Here is an 18,082-nt window from a genome sequence, read left to right on the forward strand (position 1 = left end):
GGCCAGCCTGTGCGGCACTGCGTCACGACCCGCCAAAGGAGAAGCGCAGCCCCGCCGCCTCCAACAGTTCGCTCATGGAGCCCACCTCGGTGTTGAGCGTTGTCCCTCTCGGACGCGGCCTGGGCCTGGGTAGCGTGGGGACATGACCAGCGGCGACAGGCAGCGGCGGGACGGCTCCTCCAAGCGCGTGCGGTTGACGAGCGGGGATCACGGCGGGCCGAAGGAAAAGAAGGCTAAAGGCCGGCGCAAGACCATCACTCCTGGTGGCAAGGGCACGCGCGCTGCGGGTTTGCGTGAAGTGGAACGGTTCCGTGAATCCATCCGGGCTGCAGAACAACGGCGTGCCGCACGCCAGGTCGCGCCTGCAGCAGCGGCCCCGGCCGAACCTGACCGGATCGCGCCGGTCCAGGAAAGCCACGCAAAGGCGGACACCGCCCTGCAGACGCATCTGGCGGCCTGCCTACGAGCAGCCGAGGATCAGGACTGGAACCTGCTCAAGGACAGCGCCTACCGACTCGCGGCAGCTGCCCGCAGGTTGGAGACGGAGGTCCGATCCGGCTGAGGCGCTGGCCGCTCCCTCACTCTCGGTGCGGCCCGCAGTTGTGGCCGCCCGTGTAGCTGATTTCTGATCATGTGTGGGCAATTCTTGGAAGGTTTCGTTCTTGTGCCGCGCTACGGTCACAACTCCTTCTACGGTCGAGGCAACTCGGCCGCGCCGTAGCGCCCGGACGGATATGTCGAGACGCCACCTTGGGGTGTCTGGGCGGGGCAGGTAGTCGTCAGCGGCAGTTTCGGCATGTGCCGGCCTGGCACAGGCCAGGTGCGAAGGGGGCGCGGGTGGGCACGGTCGAAATCTCAACGGAGGATCCGGACGATTTCGGCGTCCTTTATAGCGAGTTGCAGGGCCGTAGCGGGATCGTAGTGGATGCCGTTCCCGCGCCGATGGAGCCCGGGGACATGGGCTCGGTCGTGGACCTGCTGACAGCGGCCTGCGCATCGGGCGGTGCTGTCGCGGTCTTCATGGGGGTCGTCAAGTCGCTGCTGGATTCGAGGCGGCCGGGATTCGTTGTGAAGGTCCGGTGCGGCACTGTCCGGTTGAAGATCACCGCCGATAGCTTTGAAGAAGCCCGGCCGGTTCTGGAGGAGTGGCTGGGTGGAGCGTGACCTGAGCCGGTCCCGCGCCATCCTGATCGGCAACGGCGGGTACGCGGACCCCCGTATCCCGAATCTGCCTGCTGCGCAGTGTGTGAGCGCGATGGCCGACCTGCTGGCCAGTGACTTGTGCGGATGGCCGGCCGAGCGCGTCACGTGCCTGGTGGACGTGGCCTCGCCGGACGCCCTGGCCCGCAAGGTGATCGCGGCGGTCCGCGACGCCCAGGACGTACTGCTGGTGTATTACGTCGGCCACGGGGTGCGCACCAGCGAAGGGCAACTCGCCCTGACCGTAGGCGAGACGGATCCGGGCTGGGAGGCGCTGCCGTACACGGCGATGCTCTACGAGAATCTCGCCAAGATCCTCCGCGGTTGCCGGGCGCAGACGAAGCTCGTTCTCTTGGACTGCTGCCACGCCGAACTCGCCAACCGGTCCAATCACGTCTTCCAGTCGGCCGACTTCGAGGAGGCCCATCCCGTCGACGGCTTGTACGTGATCGGAGCCAGCGGCAGCACCAAGAAGGCCAAGACCCCCGTGAACGGGACACTCACCTGTTTCACCGGGGCCTTCTTGGAGATCGTGCACAATGGCATCCGCGAGGTCTCGGCGCCCGCGCTGCGCCTGGACCGGATTTTCCTCGAACTGCACGCCCGGCTGCGGGAAGCGGGCCTGCCCGAGCCGGTGCAAAGTGGAGCCCGGGGAGCTCACGGGTTCCTGTTCGCCCAGAACGCCGCCCACCCCAGCCATCCCAAGAAATCCCTGGAGGCTGTCCCGGCACCCGTTGAGGAACGGTGGCCCCTGCTGGACCGGCGCACATTGCTGACCGCCGCCGGTGCCATCGGACTGACCCTCGCCAACACCGTTTCGGTCTTTCCCCGCGGCCCTGCCGACCCGGCGACAGCTTCGGATTCCGAATCTACGGACAAGGCTGCGAACGCTGCAGCGAAGGCGGCGGCAGCCTCGCTGGGACAGCCGCTCCCTGGTCACACCGACCGCGTCTACTCGGTGGCCTTCCGGTCGGGCGGGCGTGTCCTGGCGAGTGGCAGCGCCGATCAGACGGTCAGGTTCTGGGACCTGACCGATCCGCTGCGTCCCAAGCCCATTGGCTCTCCCCTCCCCGGCCACACCGACACGGTCTATTCGGTGGTCTTCAGTCCCGACGGGAACCTTCTGGCTGACGCCAGCGCCGACCAGAAGGCCCGGCTGCTGGACGTGACCGATCCCGCGAAACCAGCGCTCCTCAGCCGGCCGGTCACGGGTCATACCGACGCCGTCTTCTCGGTGGCCTTCAGCCTCAGCGGGGAACTGCTCGCCGCCGGCAGTGGGGACCGCACGATCCGCCTGTGGAAGGTGACGGACCCCGCGCACCCCGTACTCGTCGGCCAGCCCGTCTTCGGGCATACCGATGCCGTCCTGTCGGTCGCATTCAGTCACAATGAGAGCGTCATGGGCAGCGGCGGCTCCGACCACGCGGTCCGACTGTGGAACGTGGCAGACCCGCCGGCGCCCATCGGCCCGGCCCTACCCGGCCACACCGACCGCGTCTACACCGTGGCGTTCAGCCCGAACGGCCACCTGCTGGCCAGCGGCAGCGGTGACCGCACCATCCGCCTGTGGAAGGTGACCAACCCCGCGAACCCGGTGCTCCTCGGCAGCGCCACCGGACACAAGAGCACTGTCAACACCGTCGCCTTCAGCCCCGACGGACGGATCCTGGCCAGCGGCAGCAGCGACCACACGATCCGCCTGTGGCGCGTGACCGAATCCGCTGGCCTGGCCCTCGTCGAGTACCCCCTCACCGGTCACCGCGGCGCCGTCTACTCCGTGGCCTTCAGCCCGAACGGCAACTTGCTGGCCAGCGGCAGCGCCGACCAGACGATCCGCCTGTGGAAACTCTCCCGCTGAACGAGCAGCAGTCTCCTTCTGCCCGGGTACCGCCGAATTGGGTGTCGGCGGCTGCCCGGGCTGCCGTACAGAGGCCCACGGCCGTCGCCTGAAACCCCCACCGCGAGAAGGAAGTTGATGAGACCGCGTCCATTGTCCAGGCCGCCGCTTCGCCATCCCCTTGTCCCTGGAGACCGAGGCCGAGCCAGGCGGCTTCGTCGCTTGGCCGTCCGCGCGGCCCGGCGTGCAGGTGCGCAAGCCCGGAGCACGACAGGCGGTGCGCGGCCACGCCGCGGGATTGACTTGACCGGCTACGACCGTAGCGCACCGACAGCGCTACCTGCACAAACAGCCTCCCGACCTCCGCCGAGCTGGCTGAGGAACTCGCCCCCTATTGACCCGAAACGCTACATTCCCGGCATCTCGGTGATGTAGTGGACGTGCGGGCCCTGGAAGTAGCCGCGGACGATGTGAGGCTGTTTCTGTCGGCGGCGGAAGAAGCGGCGGACCTCGTCGGCGAGCTGGTCGGCATTGCGGGCTCGGGAGGCCGGCAGCAGGGTCCGTTTCAGGTCGGAGTTGACCAGCTCGTCCGGGTTGGTCTCGGGCGCGTACGCGGGCAGCAGGTGCAGGGTGACGCGGCCGGGGTGATCGGCGAGCCAGGTGCGGACCTTCTTGCTGCGGTGAACGGAGTGCCGGTCGACGACGAGGTGGACCGGGCGGTCGAACTGCCTGTTCAGGCGGTCGAGGAAGTCGCAGAACACCTCGGCGGTGAAGGAACCCCGGTAGACCGTGAACCCCATTCGGCCCCGCGGGCTGATCGCTGGTCGTATCGCGGTACTGGGTCGGCGTCGCGCACCTGTCGGTGCGCCAGTTCGAACGCCGGTTCGCCGACACGACCGGTCTGCCGCCAGGACGCTGGATCACGCTCCAGCGGATCCGGGCGGGCGCGGCGCTGCTGGAGTCCGCAGCCCACCCGGTCGAGACGGTGGCCGGCCGGGTGGGCCTGACCGTCGCGGCTTCCGCCACCACTTCCGGAAGGCGATGGGTGTCAGCCCCTCGACCTACCGCCGCCAGTTCCAGTCCTGACGGCCGCCCGGTGCCAACGCGCCCCGCGATGTCGGCGACCTCGTCGGCGTCGGGAACGGCGGCTTGACGACCAGGTCAGATGAGGCCGTTGTCCCTGGCGTAGAGCGCCGCCTGGGTGCGGTCGCGCAGACTCAGACGGCTCAGCACACGGGAGATGTGGTTCTTGACGGTTCCCTCGCTGAGGTAGAGGCGGGAGGCGATCTCCTTGTTCGTGGCACCCGCCGAGATGAGACGCAGGACCTCCCTCTCGCGGGGCGTGAGCAACTCGGGGGCCGGGAGCCCTGCGGCCAGGTTGGCGATCACCGTCTGGTCGAACTGGGCCACCCCTGCGTAGGCGAGACGTACGGCCCGCGCCAGCTCGGCGGCGGGCAGGTTCTTGAGCAGGTAGCCCACCGCTCCGGCCCGCAGCGCCTGGGTGACGTACTCGTCGTCGTCGAACGTCGTCAGCATCACGATCTTGCATGCGGGCAGGCTGCGGCGGAGCATCCTGGTGGCAGCCACGCCGTCGACCCCGGGCATCCGGATGTCCATCAGCACCACGTCGGGGCGGCGGGCCGGGGCCGTCTCGGCCGCCTCGGCACCGTTGCGCGCACTGCCCACCACCTCGATGCCCGGCTGGATGCCGAGGAGGGCGGTGATGCCCTCTCGTACGAGGTCCTGGTCGTCGACGACGAAGACCCGTACGGGCGCGTCCGCGTTCCCGTCCACCTGCACGTTTCCGACCCCGTTCGAGTTAGCGTCCTTGTTCCCGTTCTCGATCACCACGGGACCCCGACCGTGAGGACCGTGCCGCCGGGCGCGCTGTCGACGGCCACTGTTCCCCCGGCGAGGCGGACCCGCTCGCGCAGGCCGGTCAGTCCGAACCCCTCCTCGGCGGCGTCGAATCCGCTGCCGTTGTCGACCACCCGGAGGCGGGCTGCGCGCTCGTCGTAGGCGACGTGAACCCCGATCTCGGTGGCGCCGGAATGACGGCAGGCGTTGGTCAGCCCCTCCTGCGCGGCCCGGTACAGCACCAGGAGAGGCCGGCGTTCGACGCCCGACATCTCGAGGGTGATGCGGCGGCTCCCGCCGTCCAGGTGGTGGACGAGGTCGGCGAGCGCCCGGGAGAGGCCGACCGGTTCGGACTCCGACTCGGGGCCCAGGGTGCGCACGGAAGCCCGGACCTCGTCCAGGGCTCGGTTCGCCGACCAGCGGGCATGCGACACCGCCTGCGCCGAACCCTGCGGATCGATCGAGGCGAACGCCTCGGCCTTCTCCAACTGGATACCGATCGCGGTCAGATGGTGGCCGAGGCTGTCGTGGATCTCGCGTGCCAGCCGGTTGCGTTCCCGGGCCGCGGACAGCTCGGCGACCTGGGCGAGGGTGCCCTCCAGTCGGGCACGCGCCTGCTGCTCGCGGACGGCCACCGCGGCCATCGCGAGGGCCAGGACGACGCCCAGGGCGAACATCAGCAGGTCCGAGATGTACTCGGCCCGCACCTGCCAGTGCGGAACCCACAGGGTGAACGCCCCCGCCAGCGCCACCACGCAGCCGACACCGAGTCCGACGGCGATGGCGGATCCGTACGCGAAGAACGCCAGGAACGGCACGAGCACGAACAACACGCGCGAAAGCCCCGACGCGTCGACGGCCGTGACCGCGCAGAGCAGCAGAGCCCTGACCGCGAACACCGCGCCCGCCGGGACCCGTCGACCCCGCCACCGCCGCCGATCCAGCCCCCAGTCACGCCCGTCCAGCGCGATCAGGGCACCGAGCAGGGCCGCGAATCCGGCAGTCCCGGCCCCCGGGCCCGGACCGATCACGGCGTAGTAGACACCCCCGGACAGCACGGCGCCGTACAGGACGCCGGGTATCCAGGGAACGGGCCGTGACATCGGGTCTCCTCAAGGACGCGTGAAGCCTCGAAGGCTCTCCTGCCCGCAGCGTACGCGGCCGCCGCCGCAATCCCGCAGCCGCTCGGAGAACCGGTGCGGGATCTGGCCGGAGGTCATGTGACCTCCGGCCACAGCCGATCCGGCCATCCAGCACTTACCCACGATGACCTGCGATTCCTAGATTTCGAGGCATCACATTCCCGATCGAGAAGAGGGCGTCTTGCTCCGCCACCTCGCCATCACACCGCTGCTGTTCGCCACCGCCCTGAGCGTTCCGGTGGGCGGCGTCGACCAGCGGGACCGCTGCTCCGGCGTCCGGGTCCCGGGAGCCGAGTACTCGGTCTCCAGCTGCCTGACCGACCTGACGACGGCAGGAACCACCCTCACCGGGCACACCGACGAGAAGGACTGGAAGGGACTGCTCGCACAGAACGCGGTCCTGCCGTCCGGGATCCCCGGGGTCCAGGTCGACGGCTACTTCCCCGACACCTCCACCACCAACACCAACCACGGCTGGAACCACGACAGCCAGTTCGTCATCCGGCTGCCCCAGAACTGGAACGGCGGGCTCGTCGTGGCCGGCCCGCCCGGGACCCGCGAGCAGTACGCCAACGACCCCATCATCAGCGACCAGGTCCTCGCCAAGGGCTACGCCTATGCCGCGACCGACAAGGGCAACACCGGCGACGAGCTCTACAGGGACGGCGACCGCCCCGGCGACGCCATCATGGAATGGCACAGCCGGGTGGCCGAGCTCACCGTGGCGGCGAAGAAGGTCACCCGGCGGCACTACGGGCGCTCGCCCCGCGTCACGTACGCCGCCGGCCTCTCCGCAGGCGGGTACCTGGTCCGCTGGCAGCTGGAACACTACCCCGAGCTCTACACGGGCGGCATCGACTGGAACGCCCTCGTCTTCACCAAGGCCGGCGGCCTGCTGGCCACGCTCCCGCCGGCGCTGCGCGCCTACCCCCGCCTGGCCAAGGGCGAGCAGTCGGCGCACGAGGAGATCATCGCAGCGGGCTACCCGAAGGGGTCCGAGAAGCAGTGGGGCTACCACTACGACAACCAGTGGGACCTGCTGCAGCGCACCATCCGCGAGGAGGTCGACCCCGACTACGACGGTGCCCAGCAGGGCGGCACCCCGTTCTGCCCGCCGGGCACCGCGCCCGGCTGCGACACCGACTACGACTTCGCCTCGCGCCCGGAGTCGGTGCACCGGGCGGTCGAGCGGATCTCGTTGACCGGGAACATCAAGCGCCCGCTGATCAGCATCCAGGGCACGCTCGACGCGCTGACCCCGCCGGCGACCTTCGGTGACGTGTACGACCGGATGGTCACCGCTGCGGGGAAGGCACCCCTGCACCGCTACGTCCACGTCCCCGGCGGTACCCACACCGATGGGCTGGTGAGGATCGACAAGGAGTACAAGCCGATGCTCCCGTCCTTCGTCGCGGCGTTCAACGAGCTGGAGGCGTGGGCCCGGCCGACCACCCGCTCCCATTGACTCGAAGCGGTAAGGTTCCGGGCTCGTTGATCCAGGCGTGACGGATCTGGTGGGGGACGCGCGGCGCCTGTCGCCGAAGGCTCAGGAAGCTCTGCGGATGCGGGCGGTTGCGGCGCTTCGGGCGGGCCGGGACCGGCGCGAGGTGGCCGAACTGCGTGGCGTCAGCGTCGAGTCGGTGGCCGACTGGTGGGTCGCCTGGCCGGCCGGCGGCCGTGAGGCGCTGGTGTCCAGGACCCGTGGCCGGCGGGTGGGCGGCCATCAGGTGCTCGATCCGGACCGGCAGCAGTGCATCCGGCAGGCTCTGATCGACCACCGACCCGAAGTCCTCCGTCTGGGCGGGCAGTTGTGGACCCGCGCGATCGTCGGCGACCTCATCGCCCTGCTGTATCGGGTGCGGCTGACCGAGCAGGGCGTGGGCAAGTACCTCAAGCGCTGGGGGCTGTCGTTCCAGCGGCCGGACAAACGTGCGATCGAGCAGGATCCGGAGGCGGTCCGCGCCTGGCGGGAGGAGACCTGGCCCGCCATCCGCTCGAAGGCACTGGAGGAACGCGCCGAGGTGCTGTTCGCCGACCAGACCGGCGTTCGCTCCGACCAGGTGTCCGGCCGGACCTGGGCGCCGTGTGGCCAGACACCGCGTCACCCTGCACCTGCTGCCCGCGTACGCGCCCGAGACCAAACCGGACGAGCTGGTCAACTCCGACCTGAAACGGACCCTGCTGCCGGCCTCCCGAGCCCGCAACGCCGACCAGCTCGCCGACGAGGTCCGCCGCTTCTTCCGCCGCCGACAGAAACAGCCTCACATCGTCCGCGGCTACTTCCAGGGCCCGCACGTCCGCTACATCACCGAGATGCCGGGAATGTAGCGTTTCGGGTCAATACAAAGACCTCGCCGTCAGTGCCTGCACGCTCCGACGAGGCCTCGACGGCCGCGCCGCCCAAACACGTGGACCACTGGACGCGCCTCCGGGCCGTGACTTGCTCGCCACCAGGGTGGAAAGCTGTGTCAGAACCCGTCCCTGTTTCAACACGCGGCGTTCGCGATCATTGGTGCAGGTGAGCATGTTTCATGGGTTGTTTCAAAGCTCCACCTGAACCAGCGCGAACCCTCACCTTTCGTCATCCGCCTTGCCTCAACCTTACTCGTCAACACCTGGCTCATCGACGGTGCGCAGGCTACAGCGGGAGTTGATGCCGAGTTCCTTCATCGCCCGGGAGGGCGGGCCGCCTTCGGAGCGCTCGGTCTTGTAGCCCTTGACCCGCGGTTCGAGAGTGCGTGGGTCGACGGCTTTTCGGCGGGGGCGCTCCTGGCGTACAGGCCGTCGGGTTCGCTGTTGCGGTCGTGGGGCAGGAGCCAGTAGACGCGGCGGCGGAAGGTGCCCGACGCGCGCGAGGACTTGGCGTCGGGGCCGAGATTGGCGCAGCCGATCATGCGGCCGTCGCGGCGGTAGGGGGGCTTGCCCTTGCGGGTGGGCAGGCGGTCGATGGCGATGCGGTCCCAGCGGCGCACGTTCATCGTCCGGTACTCCACCACGCGCTGCAGCTGCTGCGGCACCCGGGGCTGTGTCCGTTTCACGCTTTCGGGAGGAGCGTGCGGACCGGCCGTGACGTTGCCTGGCGGTTACGGCTGCGGAGCACGGCGTCAGCCGGCAGCGCATCGCCCTGGCCTGGCTGCCGACCCGCTCCCCGATGATGGTCCTTGTGCCCGGAGCCAGCCGCCCGGCCTCCGTCCAGGACTCGGCCCTGGCCGTGCGGGTCCGGCTCGGCACGGCGGAGCTGACGCAGCTTCAGGCGGCGCTGCCCCGCGTATGACGGGCTGCGCACCGGCCGGGCGCCGTCGCGGACACGGTCGACGAGCAGCCGACCGCCATGAATGGGTCAGCCGGGCATTGCGGTGGGGCACGAAGACCTCCGTGCGGTGAAGACCCGGCACCTCCACCACACCGGAGGTCCTCGCCTTGATCAGGCCCGCCGGCCGTCGACGAGGCTCGTGATCAGTGCACCTGGCGCGACGCCGTCGCCGCGGCGGGGCTGAAACGCCACCAGTTCATGTTGAGCAGGTAGCCGCTGCCGCCGGTGAACCGCAGATGGAGATCCTGGGTTCCGGTCGCCCCGCTGACCGGGCAGGTCACCGTCGTCCAGCTCTGCCAGCCGCCGGTGTTCGGCACCACGCACCGGCCCACGACGGTCCCGTTCGGGGAGCCGAGGCGCAGTTCGACGGTGCCGCCGCCGCTGCCCGAGGCCACGCGCGCGGTGAACGAGGACGCGCCCGCTCCGAAGGCCACGCCCTTGACCTTGATGTAGTCGCCGTTGTCGATCCAGCCGACGTTCATGCCTCCTTCGCCGGCCGGTTCGGTCTCGATTCCCGAACCCCAGGCGATCGTCTCGGCCTCCTGGCGTACGTACGGGTCGAGCGTGTCGGCCTGGGGTGCGCCGCCGCTCGTCATGTTGATCGTCGGGATCGTGCCGTCGGGCCGGTAGGAGAACCTCTCCACCGCGACCGAGCGTGTGAAGCCACCGCCGCCCGGGAGCCCGCCGTTGTGGTAGAAGAAGTAGGAACTGCCCTTGAAGTCCACGATGCCGGGGTGGTTGGTGAAGCTGCCGCCCTGTGTGGGCATCACCGTCCCGCGGTAGGTCCAGGGCCCGGTCGGTCCCGGCGCGGTGGAGTAGGCGATGAACTCCGAGCAGCACCGGGCCGCGAACACCAGGTAGTACAGACCGTTCCGCTTGTAGACCCAGGGTCCCTCCTCGTACAGGGTGGGACGGTTGGTGTCACCGGTGCGGGTGCCGAACCCGGCGGTGGTGAGCGGAATCCTGGTGACGCCGCCGGAGTACGAGGTCATGTCGGTGTTCAGGCGGACGTACGACAGATTCGGGTTGCCCCAGTACAGGTAGGCCTGGCCGTCGTCGTCGATGAACACGGTCGGGTCGATCTCGCCGTTCTCCACCAGCGGACGGCCGAGGGCGTCCCGGAACGGGCCGGTGGGACTGTCCGACACCGCCACGCCGATGGCCATGCGGCCGGTCGCCCGGTTCTTCACGGGCACGTACCAGTAGAACCGGCCGTTGCGCTGCACCGCCTGGCCCGCCCACGCGTCGGCGGACGCCCAGCTGAACGTGGTCAGGCTGAGGGGTGAACCGTGGTCGGTCCAGTTGACCATGTCCGCAGAGGACCACACCCTCCAGTCCTTCATGGTGAAATAGGTGGAGCCGTCCTCGTCGTGGCCGGTGTAGAGGTAGACCCGTCCGTTGTGGACCAGCGGGGCCGGGTCGGCGGTGTAGATGTGCTGGACGATGGGGTTGTCGGCCCGGGCCGCGGTGGGGTGCACCGCGGCGGGCACGACGGCGAACGCCAGCAGGAGGCCGAGGGTCCAGGCGACTGCCCGGGTGAGCCTGCTGCTGGGGGTGGAGTTCCGAGCCGTGATCATCGTGGCCTCCGAGGAACGCTGACTGGCGGGCGAGCTGGTGACCGGACGCTGGGCTCCTCAGGTGCGGGTCCACTTCTGGGTGCCCTGGCCGGTGCAGCTCCACAGGACCAGCGGGGTCCCGTTGGCGGTGCCGGACCCGTTGGCGTCGAGGCACAGTCCCGCGTGGACGTTGCGGATCGTTCCGTCGGAGCCGACGGTCCACTTCTGGTTGTTCTGGCCGTTGCAGTTCCAGGTAATGACCCGAGTGCCGTTGGTGGTGCCCTGGTTGTAGGCGTCCAGGCACTTGTCGCCGAAGACGCGGATCTCACCGTCGGCCCAGGTGGTCCACAGCTGGTTGGCGGCCGAGTGACAGTCCCAGAGCAGTACGGCGGCACCGGCGGCGGTGGAACCCCTGTCCACGTCCACGCAGCGGCCGGACGCGTTGCCGCGAAGGCGCGCGGTGGTGGCGGCCAGCGGACTGCCGCCGGTCACCCGGAACGCGGCCACGCCGTGCGCGGGGACGCTCGCGGAGATCTGTCCGGACGTGCTGGACGTGCCGCCGGTCCACAGGTCGGTGAGGGTGAACGGCCCGCCGGTCAGGCCGACCTGAGCGGCCGTGGTGGTGACCGTCGCCGTGGTCCCTCCCCGGTTGAACAGGCCCACCGCGACCGAGCCGTCGGACAGGGGCTTGGCGAAGACCTCGGTGTCGCCGTCGTCGCGGACCCTGCGCCCGCCCGCGCCCAGCGTGTCCTGGTTGACCGCCAGCAGGCGGGGGTTGCGCAGGATCGCGCTCACGTCGGCGGACATCGAGCGGATGTCGTTGCCGGCCATGAGCGGGGCGCCCATCAGCGCCCACAGGGTGAAGTGGGAGCGGGACTCGGTCAGTGACAGGCCGGGGCGGCCGACGACCAGCATGTCGGGGTCGTTCCAGTGTCCCGGACCCGACTGCGCGGCCAGCGGCGCGTTGACGTCGAGGACGTTGCCGACGCCCATGGGGTAGCTGTTGATGTTGCCGTTCTGCCAGATGTCGAGCAGGTCCTCGGTCGTCCGCCACAGGTCGGCGACCTCGCCCCAGTTGTAGGTGGAGCCGGTGATGGCGTGGAAGCTGTTGGGGTTGATGCTGTAGACGATCGGCCGCCCGGTGGCCCGCAGTGCGTCACGCATCAGGGTGAACCGCGCGACCTGCTCGTCGCGTGTGCCGCTGGAGGAGCACCAGTCGTACTTCAGGTAGTCCACGCCCCAGGAGGCGAACGCGGCGGCGTCCTGGGACTCGTGCCCCCTGCTGCCCGTGGCCCCCGGGTAGGCGCCCGAGGTCTGCGCGCAGGTGCGCTCGCCCGGCACCTGGTAGATGCCGAACTTCAGTCCCTTGCCGTGGATGTAGTCCCCGAGCGCCTTCATCCCGCTCGGGAACTTGGTGGGGTTGGCCCGCAGGTTGCCCGCCGCGTCGCGCTGCGGGTCGAACCAGCAGTCGTCGACCACCACGTACCGGTAACCGGCGTCCCGCATTCCGGAGGACACCATCGCGTCGGCGGCCTGGCGGACCTGCGCCTCGGTGATCCCGCACCCGAAACTGTTCCAGCTGTTCCAGCCGAGCGGCGGGGTGAGCGCCGGGCTGCCCGGCGCGGCGGAGGCGGTGGAGTGCGCGGAGGCCGTCACCGACGCGGTGACCGACAGCGCGGCGGCCGCGAGAAGGCGAAGCAGTCGTCCGCCAGGTCGTCTGGGCACCGGGAGCTCCTTTGACGGGAGGGCGCCATGGCCGGACGACCCCTGGGGTGTCACGTCCATGACATGCGACGGGCGGGAAGGTTCGAAATTTCGGTAATCTTTCGGAAACTCTGCGTGCCACGGATACTAGAGAGGCGCCGGTGCATGTCAACACCCTCCGCCAGAACCGGCTCCTCCTGCCGTCCAGTAAGACCTGCACGGTGTCGCATCCGCGCCATCCGGTGCTGAACTGCGAGGACGCTACGTCCCGGCGGAGGCGAATGTTTCGAGACGTCCCACGCATCCTGCGAGCGTCCGACGCTCCCCACTGCTCGCCCGTGCGGGACGCCTCGCCACGTCGGCCTCCGTCAGGCGCTGCAGCGGATGACCAGGCGGGCGGGCAGGATCCGCGGGGTGGGGTCCTCTTTGCTGACGACCGCGACGAGCATGCGCGCCATCTCCCGTCCCAGAGCCGCTGCGGCGGGCACTCCGCCGGCGGAGCCTCCTCGCCCTCCGCCTACGCGACCTGGATCTCCCAGTTCGGCGGCGGGATCGCCGATCGGCCGGCCGTCGTGCTCCTCGAACCGGACTCCCTCGGGGACTACGGCTGCATGAACCAGGCCCAGATCGCCGAACGCCAGGGCATGCTCACCGGTGCCCTCGCCCAGTTCAGCCGTCAGGCCCCCAACACCTGGGTGTACCTCGACGCCGGCAACCCGGGGTGGACCAGTGCGGCGACCATGGCCCAGCGCCTCCACGCGGCAGGCCTCCGCCAGGCGCACGGCTTCTCGCTCAACATCTCCAACTACTTCACCACGGCCGAAAACAGCGCGTACGGAAAGGCCGTCAACAGCGAGCTGCGGGCCCGTTACGGTTCCACCAAGCCGTTCGTGGTGGACACCAGCCGCAACGGCAACGGCTCCAACGGCCAGTGGTGCAACCCATCGGGCCGCCGCATCGGCACCCCACCCGGCTGGGCGGAGGCGCCGAGATGCTTCTGTGGATCAAGGCCCCGGGCGAGTCCGACGGCAACTGCGGCGTCGGAGCCGGCTCCTCGGCCGGACAGTTCCTCCCCGAGGTCGCGTACAAGATGATCCACGGCTACTGAATCCGGGACTCTGCCGCGATCGGCGGGGGCGTGCGCCGGGGGTGGCACGCGACCGGTGACCGGTGTGCCGGGCGCTCCCCGGCACACCGGTCACCACGGTGCACTCCGTACACGGCATCAGGTTGAGGCGCTCGCCGCCGCGGTCCCAGACGAGAAGCCTGCTGCACTGGGCGCAGTGTCCGGCGTCCTTCCCTGGCGTCCCCTGCGTCGGGACCTCCGGCGCCGGGGTGGTGGTCTCGCGCTCGTGCATCTCGAAGAGGACCGCGAGCGCGGCCGTGAGGTCGTTCGCGCCGACCGGGCTGATGTCGATGTTCTCGCTGACCTTGTCGAAGTCGTCGCGGGCCACGATGAACTTCCGGCGCCCGGCTTCCTAAGCGATGCGGACCGAATCGACGACGTCCAGCACGCTGCCGACCGAGCCGTCCAGACCGAGTTCGTCGATCATGACCACGCCGTTCAGCGCGGCCGGGTCGATGACGCCGGCCGCAAGGCGGTGCAGGCAAGCGCCAGGTCCGAGCCTGAGCCGGATCGGACAACCCTCCAGTGGGCGACGATCTGTATGAGGCCCGGCTCCCACCCGAAGCCGACGTTGATGGTGCCCGCGCGGAGGCGGTCGCGGATCTCGTGGGCGAACTTGGCGTTAGGGCCGAAGACGTGGAATTCCGGGGTGGGTGTCGGGTGGTACTCGGCCCGGATTACGGCCATGCCCTCCGCCGTGGGGAACGAACTGGCCGCGTTGCTGCGCCGGGCGATGCCGACGGCGGCGACGGCGATCGGCCGGTACGGCTCGCCCTCGGCCGCAGTCTGCCATCCGTCCTCGTCCGGGCCGCCGAAGAGGACGGTCTGATTGAGCAGGCCGGTGACGTCGTCGGCCTTGCTGTCGGCGAGTGGGCTGGCCGGGGTGAAGGGGGCCCGGCAGAGGGACCTGCCGTCCGCGTCGCGGACTTCGTGCAGCTCACCGTCGCTGGTTTCGGCGGTGATCGGCCGAGGGGGATGCGCCCGCGGTGGCCGTCGTGTCGCAGAGGAAGCCGGTGGGGCCGCGCCGGGCGGTGCCTCACCGGGACGACTCGGCCGGGACTGAGGTGCTGTCGGTGGATTACCAGGCGTTGGTGGCCGCCGCCCTGGAGGCGGGAGCCGATGGGCTGGGTGCCCGGCGCGCAGCGGTGCTGCTGAGGTCGGACAGCGCCTCCGCCTCCAGTCAGGCGAAGGATTGTAGAAGGATGCGGGCGGCGTCCCGGTCGGTCGTGGAGGCCGGCGTGACCAGCACGGCCGGCACGTCCGAGGGTGTCGGTGAGCAGGTGCTCTTGCGCCCGTTGATCTTCTTCCCGGCGTCGTATCCCCGTGAAGTGAAGGTGACCGTGGCGTCCGCCTTCACCGACTGGGAGTCCGCGACCCCCGCGCTCGGCTCCGGGCTGCGGCCCTCAGCCCGGCGGACGGCCTCACGCAGCAGCTCATGCATCTCGGCCACCAGCCCCGCATCCCACCACCAGCCGAGATAGCATACGCCCGCGGCCAGGGCGGGAAGTCGCAGGGCATCGCCAGCCACTTGATGCCGTTCTCAACGAGATCAGTCACACCCGACAACAGGGCCTCTTGCTCTCCCTGTCGCAGACGCTGGTCACCGGGATGGACACGACCACCTCCTGGCCGGGGCCATCCCGGTGACCAGCGCGAATCGGTCGTGGGCCAGGCCCACGGATGCTTCGGCGGTGACCTGCGCTCACGGGGCATGGTGACGCCCGCTGGACGTCGACGCGTTCGTCAGCGTCCGGCCACTTGCGGGCGCCCACCGCACGGAGCGCTCAGAAAGTGCTGGGGGCTGGGGTGGTGAGGCCGCTTCTGTCGAGGCCGAGGAAGGTGACGGCGTAGGCGAGCATTCCGCCCTGCGGCAGGGTGTGGCCCGTGCCTGCGATGCTGATGCCTTCGACGGGGGACTGCGCGCCGGTGCCGCCGTAGCGGGTCCGGGTCCAGGCCGACTGCGGCCGGTCGGTGGCGGTCGGTGTCTGGCTCAGGGCGTGGAGGTTGGTCCACTGCTTGATCTCTTCGCCGAAGTTGGGATAGGCGAGGGTCGTGTCGGTGGTGCCGTGCCACACCTGCATGCGCGGGTAGTGACCGGTGTAGCCCGGATACATGGAACGAGCCAGGTCCCCCCACTGCTGCGCCGATTTGCGCACATTGCCACCGGAACACTGGCTGTTCCACTGGGAACCGTCCCTGGTGGCGAAGCAGCCCGCCGGCACCCCGGAGAACGCGGAGGCGGCACTGAAGACATCTGGGTACTCGGCGGCCAGCACGTTCGTCATCATGGCCCCTGACGAGAAACCGCTGACGACGATGCGAGCCGGGTCGACGTTGTAGCGCTGCCGGGTGTAACCGACCATCGACATGATGCCGGTGGAGTCGCTGCCGCCGTTGCGCTTGAGCGCCGCCGGTGACGAGACGTCGAAGCAGTGCCCGTCGCGGGTGGCCTCGGGCAGGACGATGATGTAACCGTACCGGTCGGCGGCGGAGACGTAGTCGTGTCCGTTGCCGCCGAAGATTCCCCCGGCCGAGCCCCCGCAGTAGTGGACCAGGACCAACAGGGCCGGCCTGGAAGCCAGGTGATCGGGCACGTAGAGGTACATGTTGAGGTTGGTGGGGTTGTTCCCGAAGCCGGTGATGCGGGTCAGACCCGCCGCTGCCGCGGGCTGGGGCGCCAGGAGCGTCAGGACTGCGGCCAGCGGCAGCAACACCATCGCCAGGGCCGCACGCAGAGTGCGTCTCACAAGTGAACCTCGTTTCCGTTGATCGTTACGGGCCGGGAAGCGGCTCGCCCGCCGGCGGTTCGCATCGGGCGGTCGGGCGTCCGGTGCCGGTGCCGGTGCCGGTGGAGGGCGACTCCGGGGCGGGTCGTCGCCCGGCGTGGTAAGCGGGTCCCGGCCCACGACGTGTACGCGGAGGCCGGCGCCCCCGGTTGTCTGTCGGGCCGGGCCCGTACGGTGTCGTGCGAGCCCGGCCCGTGTGTCAGTTCTCCAGGCGCCAGCGCTGGTTCGCTCCGCCCGAGCAACTCCACAGCTGGATTTTGGTGCCGTTGCCGGTCGCCTGGCCGCTCGCGTCCAGGCAGAGCCCCGACTGCGCTGCTGTGATCGTGCCGTCGGGATTGATGTTCCATTGCTGGTCCGCCTGCCCGCTGCAGTCCCAGATCGCCGCGGGGGTGCCGTTGCCCGCTGCCTGGCCGACACCCAGGCACTTATTGCCGTAGACAACCAGCTGCTTTGCGGCGGTATGCGTCCACCGTTGGTTGGAGCCACCGTTGCAGTCCCACAGTTGTGCCTGCGTACCGTTGGCCGTGGTGGAGTTGTTGATGTCGAGGCAGCGCCCCGACTGCTGGCCGACGATCTTCTGGCTGTCGGACGGCTGTGGCGGTGTCGTGTTCGAGCCGAACTGTGTGAAGAACTGCCACACCGCCGCCGACGTCCAGGTGCGCCAGCCGCTGCCGGGGGAACCATCCAGGGGACCGGGGTCGTGGCCGCCGTCGAACGCGGCCCACACGACCGGGTATCCGGACCTGCATCCGGAGTACGAGGTGAGGATGTGGCTCAGGCTTCCCTGGCCGGGCTCGGGCGGGTTCTGCCGGGTGCAGCCGTTGTTCCGGACGAAGGTGTCGCGCAGTTCCCGTCCCAGCGAGATGGGCAGCACGTTGTCCCTGATGCCGTGCAGCCCCATGTAGGCGATGGGCTGCGTGCCGCCGTTGCACCCGCTGAGGTTGGCGCCGGAGTAGACCGCGACCGCGCGGAAGACCGTCGCCCGGGAACAGGCGAGGGCGTACGACATCCCGCCGCCGTAGCTGAAGCCGCCGGCGAACAACTGGGTGGTGTCGACGCACAGGCCCGCTTCGATCTGGTTGACCATGGCGTCGACGAAGGCCAGGTCCTGGCCTCCGGGGTTGGCCCAGCCGTTGCCGTTGCCCTGGGGGGCGACGAAGATCGTGCCGTTGTTCGCGTTGTCCGCCAGGCGCCTGAGGCCGTAGTAGGACCAGTTGTACCCGTCCGTTCCGCCCGAGTCGACGTCGTTCGCGGTGCCGCCCCGCCAGTGGAAGCCGAAGATCAGCCGGTAGGGGCGGTTGCTGTCGTAGCCGGCGGGGACCCGCAGGATGTAACTGCGGTTCTGGCCGCCACTCTGAATCGTGTGGTTGCCACTGGTCAGCGCCGGGGGCTTGCCACAACCGGCGCTCGCCGCGGCGGCCGCCTTGGTGGCCGGCGCGGGCGCGCCCAGGGTACTGCTGATCGAGGTACCCGCAGTTGTCAGGACCAGAAGTAACGCGGCCGCGATGGACAGGAAGAGCGGTGTGCGTTTCATACGGCTCCTTCTTCCGTGGTAGGGGGA

Annotated in this window: 16 protein-coding genes and 4 pseudogenes; 10 read left to right on the forward strand and 10 right to left on the reverse strand. The window is 69.7% G+C overall.

The window, feature by feature from the left end:
• Window positions 1–142 precede the first annotated feature (142 nt).
• The 3 genes from AQJ58_RS42770 (at window position 143) to AQJ58_RS24620 (ending at window position 3,058) form a co-directional block, all read left to right on the forward strand.
• A complete protein-coding gene (locus AQJ58_RS42770) occupies window positions 143–562 on the forward strand; it encodes a hypothetical protein (RefSeq protein WP_107122144.1) in 420 nt (139 codons plus the stop codon).
• 275 nt (window positions 563–837) lie between these two features.
• Entirely contained in the window at window positions 838–1,164 is a 327-nt protein-coding gene (locus tag AQJ58_RS24615) for an effector-associated constant component EACC1 (protein WP_067253610.1), read from the forward strand.
• Entirely contained in the window at window positions 1,154–3,058 is a 1,905-nt protein-coding gene (locus tag AQJ58_RS24620) for a caspase, EACC1-associated type (RefSeq protein WP_067253612.1), read from the forward strand. Before AQJ58_RS24615 ends, AQJ58_RS24620 begins: the two co-directional genes overlap by 11 nt.
• 386 nt (window positions 3,059–3,444) lie before the next feature.
• On the opposite strand, the gene AQJ58_RS24625 is transcribed toward AQJ58_RS24620, so the two are convergent.
• Complete coding sequence (locus tag AQJ58_RS24625; protein WP_079079179.1) at window positions 3,445–3,948, reverse strand: IS630 family transposase; 504 nt, start codon at window positions 3,946–3,948, stop codon at window positions 3,445–3,447.
• Here AQJ58_RS24625 and AQJ58_RS45985 point away from each other — a divergent pair.
• Complete coding sequence (locus AQJ58_RS45985) at window positions 3,894–4,190, forward strand: helix-turn-helix domain-containing protein (protein WP_420712185.1); 297 nt, start codon at window positions 3,894–3,896, stop codon at window positions 4,188–4,190. The genes AQJ58_RS24625 and AQJ58_RS45985 overlap by 55 nt on opposite strands.
• 8 nt (window positions 4,191–4,198) lie before the next feature.
• On the opposite strand, the gene AQJ58_RS24630 is transcribed toward AQJ58_RS45985, so the two are convergent.
• Together AQJ58_RS24630 and AQJ58_RS24635 are read right to left on the reverse strand one after the other, a co-directional pair.
• Window positions 4,199–4,831, reverse strand: coding sequence for a response regulator (locus AQJ58_RS24630; RefSeq protein WP_067254217.1), 633 nt, complete (start codon window positions 4,829–4,831; stop codon window positions 4,199–4,201).
• A gap of 50 nt (window positions 4,832–4,881) precedes the next feature.
• Complete coding sequence (locus tag AQJ58_RS24635; protein WP_067253618.1) at window positions 4,882–5,997, reverse strand: sensor histidine kinase; 1,116 nt, start codon at window positions 5,995–5,997, stop codon at window positions 4,882–4,884.
• A 220-nt stretch (window positions 5,998–6,217) separates the two neighbouring features.
• On the opposite strand from AQJ58_RS24635, the gene AQJ58_RS24640 reads away from it, so the two are divergent.
• The 3 genes and pseudogenes from AQJ58_RS24640 (at window position 6,218) to AQJ58_RS44735 (ending at window position 8,364) form a co-directional block, all read left to right on the forward strand.
• Window positions 6,218–7,501 carry a tannase/feruloyl esterase family alpha/beta hydrolase gene (locus AQJ58_RS24640; RefSeq protein WP_199844670.1) on the forward strand — a complete coding sequence of 428 codons (1,284 nt, stop codon included), beginning with the start codon at window positions 6,218–6,220 and terminating at the stop codon, window positions 7,499–7,501.
• 97 nt (window positions 7,502–7,598) lie between these two features.
• Window positions 7,599–8,090 (forward strand): annotated as a pseudogene (locus tag AQJ58_RS44730) (winged helix-turn-helix domain-containing protein); the annotation flags it as partial.
• Between the two features lie 31 nt (window positions 8,091–8,121).
• A complete protein-coding gene (locus AQJ58_RS44735) occupies window positions 8,122–8,364 on the forward strand; it encodes a transposase (protein WP_234360307.1) in 243 nt (80 codons plus the stop codon).
• 273 nt (window positions 8,365–8,637) lie between these two features.
• On the opposite strand, the pseudogene AQJ58_RS45705 reads toward AQJ58_RS44735, so the two are convergent.
• Window positions 8,638–9,014, reverse strand: a pseudogene (locus AQJ58_RS45705) (DUF6009 family protein).
• Between the two features lie 98 nt (window positions 9,015–9,112).
• Here AQJ58_RS45705 and AQJ58_RS41375 point away from each other — a divergent pair.
• Window positions 9,113–9,310: an aldo/keto reductase gene (locus tag AQJ58_RS41375; RefSeq protein ID WP_267892096.1), complete on the forward strand. Its 198-nt coding sequence runs from the start codon at window positions 9,113–9,115 to the stop codon at window positions 9,308–9,310.
• 182 nt (window positions 9,311–9,492) lie between these two features.
• Here AQJ58_RS41375 and AQJ58_RS24655 read toward each other — a convergent pair whose 3' ends face one another.
• The 3 genes and pseudogenes from AQJ58_RS24655 to AQJ58_RS42780 all read right to left on the reverse strand — a co-directional run.
• On the reverse strand, window positions 9,493–10,926 hold the full coding sequence (locus AQJ58_RS24655; RefSeq protein ID WP_067253620.1) for a glycoside hydrolase family 43 protein: 1,434 nt from the start codon (window positions 10,924–10,926) through the stop codon (window positions 9,493–9,495).
• Between the two features lie 57 nt (window positions 10,927–10,983).
• Window positions 10,984–12,630 (reverse strand): glycoside hydrolase family 27 protein, encoded by a 1,647-nt coding sequence (locus AQJ58_RS24660; protein ID WP_067253622.1) that lies wholly within the window; start codon window positions 12,628–12,630, stop codon window positions 10,984–10,986.
• Between the two features lie 347 nt (window positions 12,631–12,977).
• Window positions 12,978–13,082, reverse strand: a pseudogene (locus AQJ58_RS42780) (LacI family transcriptional regulator); the annotation flags it as partial.
• On the opposite strand from AQJ58_RS42780, the pseudogene AQJ58_RS24665 reads away from it, so the two are divergent.
• Window positions 13,083–13,717 (forward strand): annotated as a pseudogene (locus AQJ58_RS24665) (glycoside hydrolase family 6 protein); the annotation flags it as partial.
• Window positions 13,718–13,961: 244 nt separating this feature from the next.
• Complete coding sequence (locus AQJ58_RS43475) at window positions 13,962–14,564, forward strand: hypothetical protein (protein WP_159056322.1); 603 nt, start codon at window positions 13,962–13,964, stop codon at window positions 14,562–14,564.
• A gap of 351 nt (window positions 14,565–14,915) precedes the next feature.
• On the opposite strand, the gene AQJ58_RS45990 is transcribed toward AQJ58_RS43475, so the two are convergent.
• The 3 genes from AQJ58_RS45990 to AQJ58_RS24695 all read right to left on the reverse strand — a co-directional run bounded on the left by AQJ58_RS45990 (window position 14,916) and on the right by AQJ58_RS24695 (window position 18,055).
• On the reverse strand, window positions 14,916–15,263 hold the full coding sequence (locus AQJ58_RS45990; protein WP_159056323.1) for a hypothetical protein: 348 nt from the start codon (window positions 15,261–15,263) through the stop codon (window positions 14,916–14,918).
• A gap of 256 nt (window positions 15,264–15,519) precedes the next feature.
• Entirely contained in the window at window positions 15,520–16,482 is a 963-nt protein-coding gene (locus AQJ58_RS24690; protein ID WP_067253629.1) for an extracellular catalytic domain type 1 short-chain-length polyhydroxyalkanoate depolymerase, read from the reverse strand.
• A gap of 238 nt (window positions 16,483–16,720) precedes the next feature.
• On the reverse strand, window positions 16,721–18,055 hold the full coding sequence (locus AQJ58_RS24695) for an RICIN domain-containing protein (RefSeq protein ID WP_067253632.1): 1,335 nt from the start codon (window positions 18,053–18,055) through the stop codon (window positions 16,721–16,723).
• Window positions 18,056–18,082: the final 27 nt, after the last annotated feature.

This window comes from Streptomyces sp. DSM 15324 (genome assembly GCF_001514285.1).
GTDB lineage: Bacteria > Actinomycetota > Actinomycetes > Streptomycetales > Streptomycetaceae > Streptomyces.

Excerpts from the sequence above, each read along its gene's own strand:
- AQJ58_RS24695 (WP_067253632.1), bottom strand. The coding sequence starts at position 18,055 with ATGAAACGCACACCGCTCTTCCTGTCCATCGCGGCCGCGTTACTTCTG.
- AQJ58_RS24655 (WP_067253620.1), bottom strand. The coding sequence starts at position 10,926 with ATGATCACGGCTCGGAACTCCACCCCCAGCAGCAGGCTCACCCGGGCA.
- AQJ58_RS42770 (WP_107122144.1), top strand. The coding sequence starts at position 143 with ATGACCAGCGGCGACAGGCAGCGGCGGGACGGCTCCTCCAAGCGCGTG.
- AQJ58_RS24635 (WP_067253618.1), bottom strand. The coding sequence starts at position 5,997 with ATGTCACGGCCCGTTCCCTGGATACCCGGCGTCCTGTACGGCGCCGTG.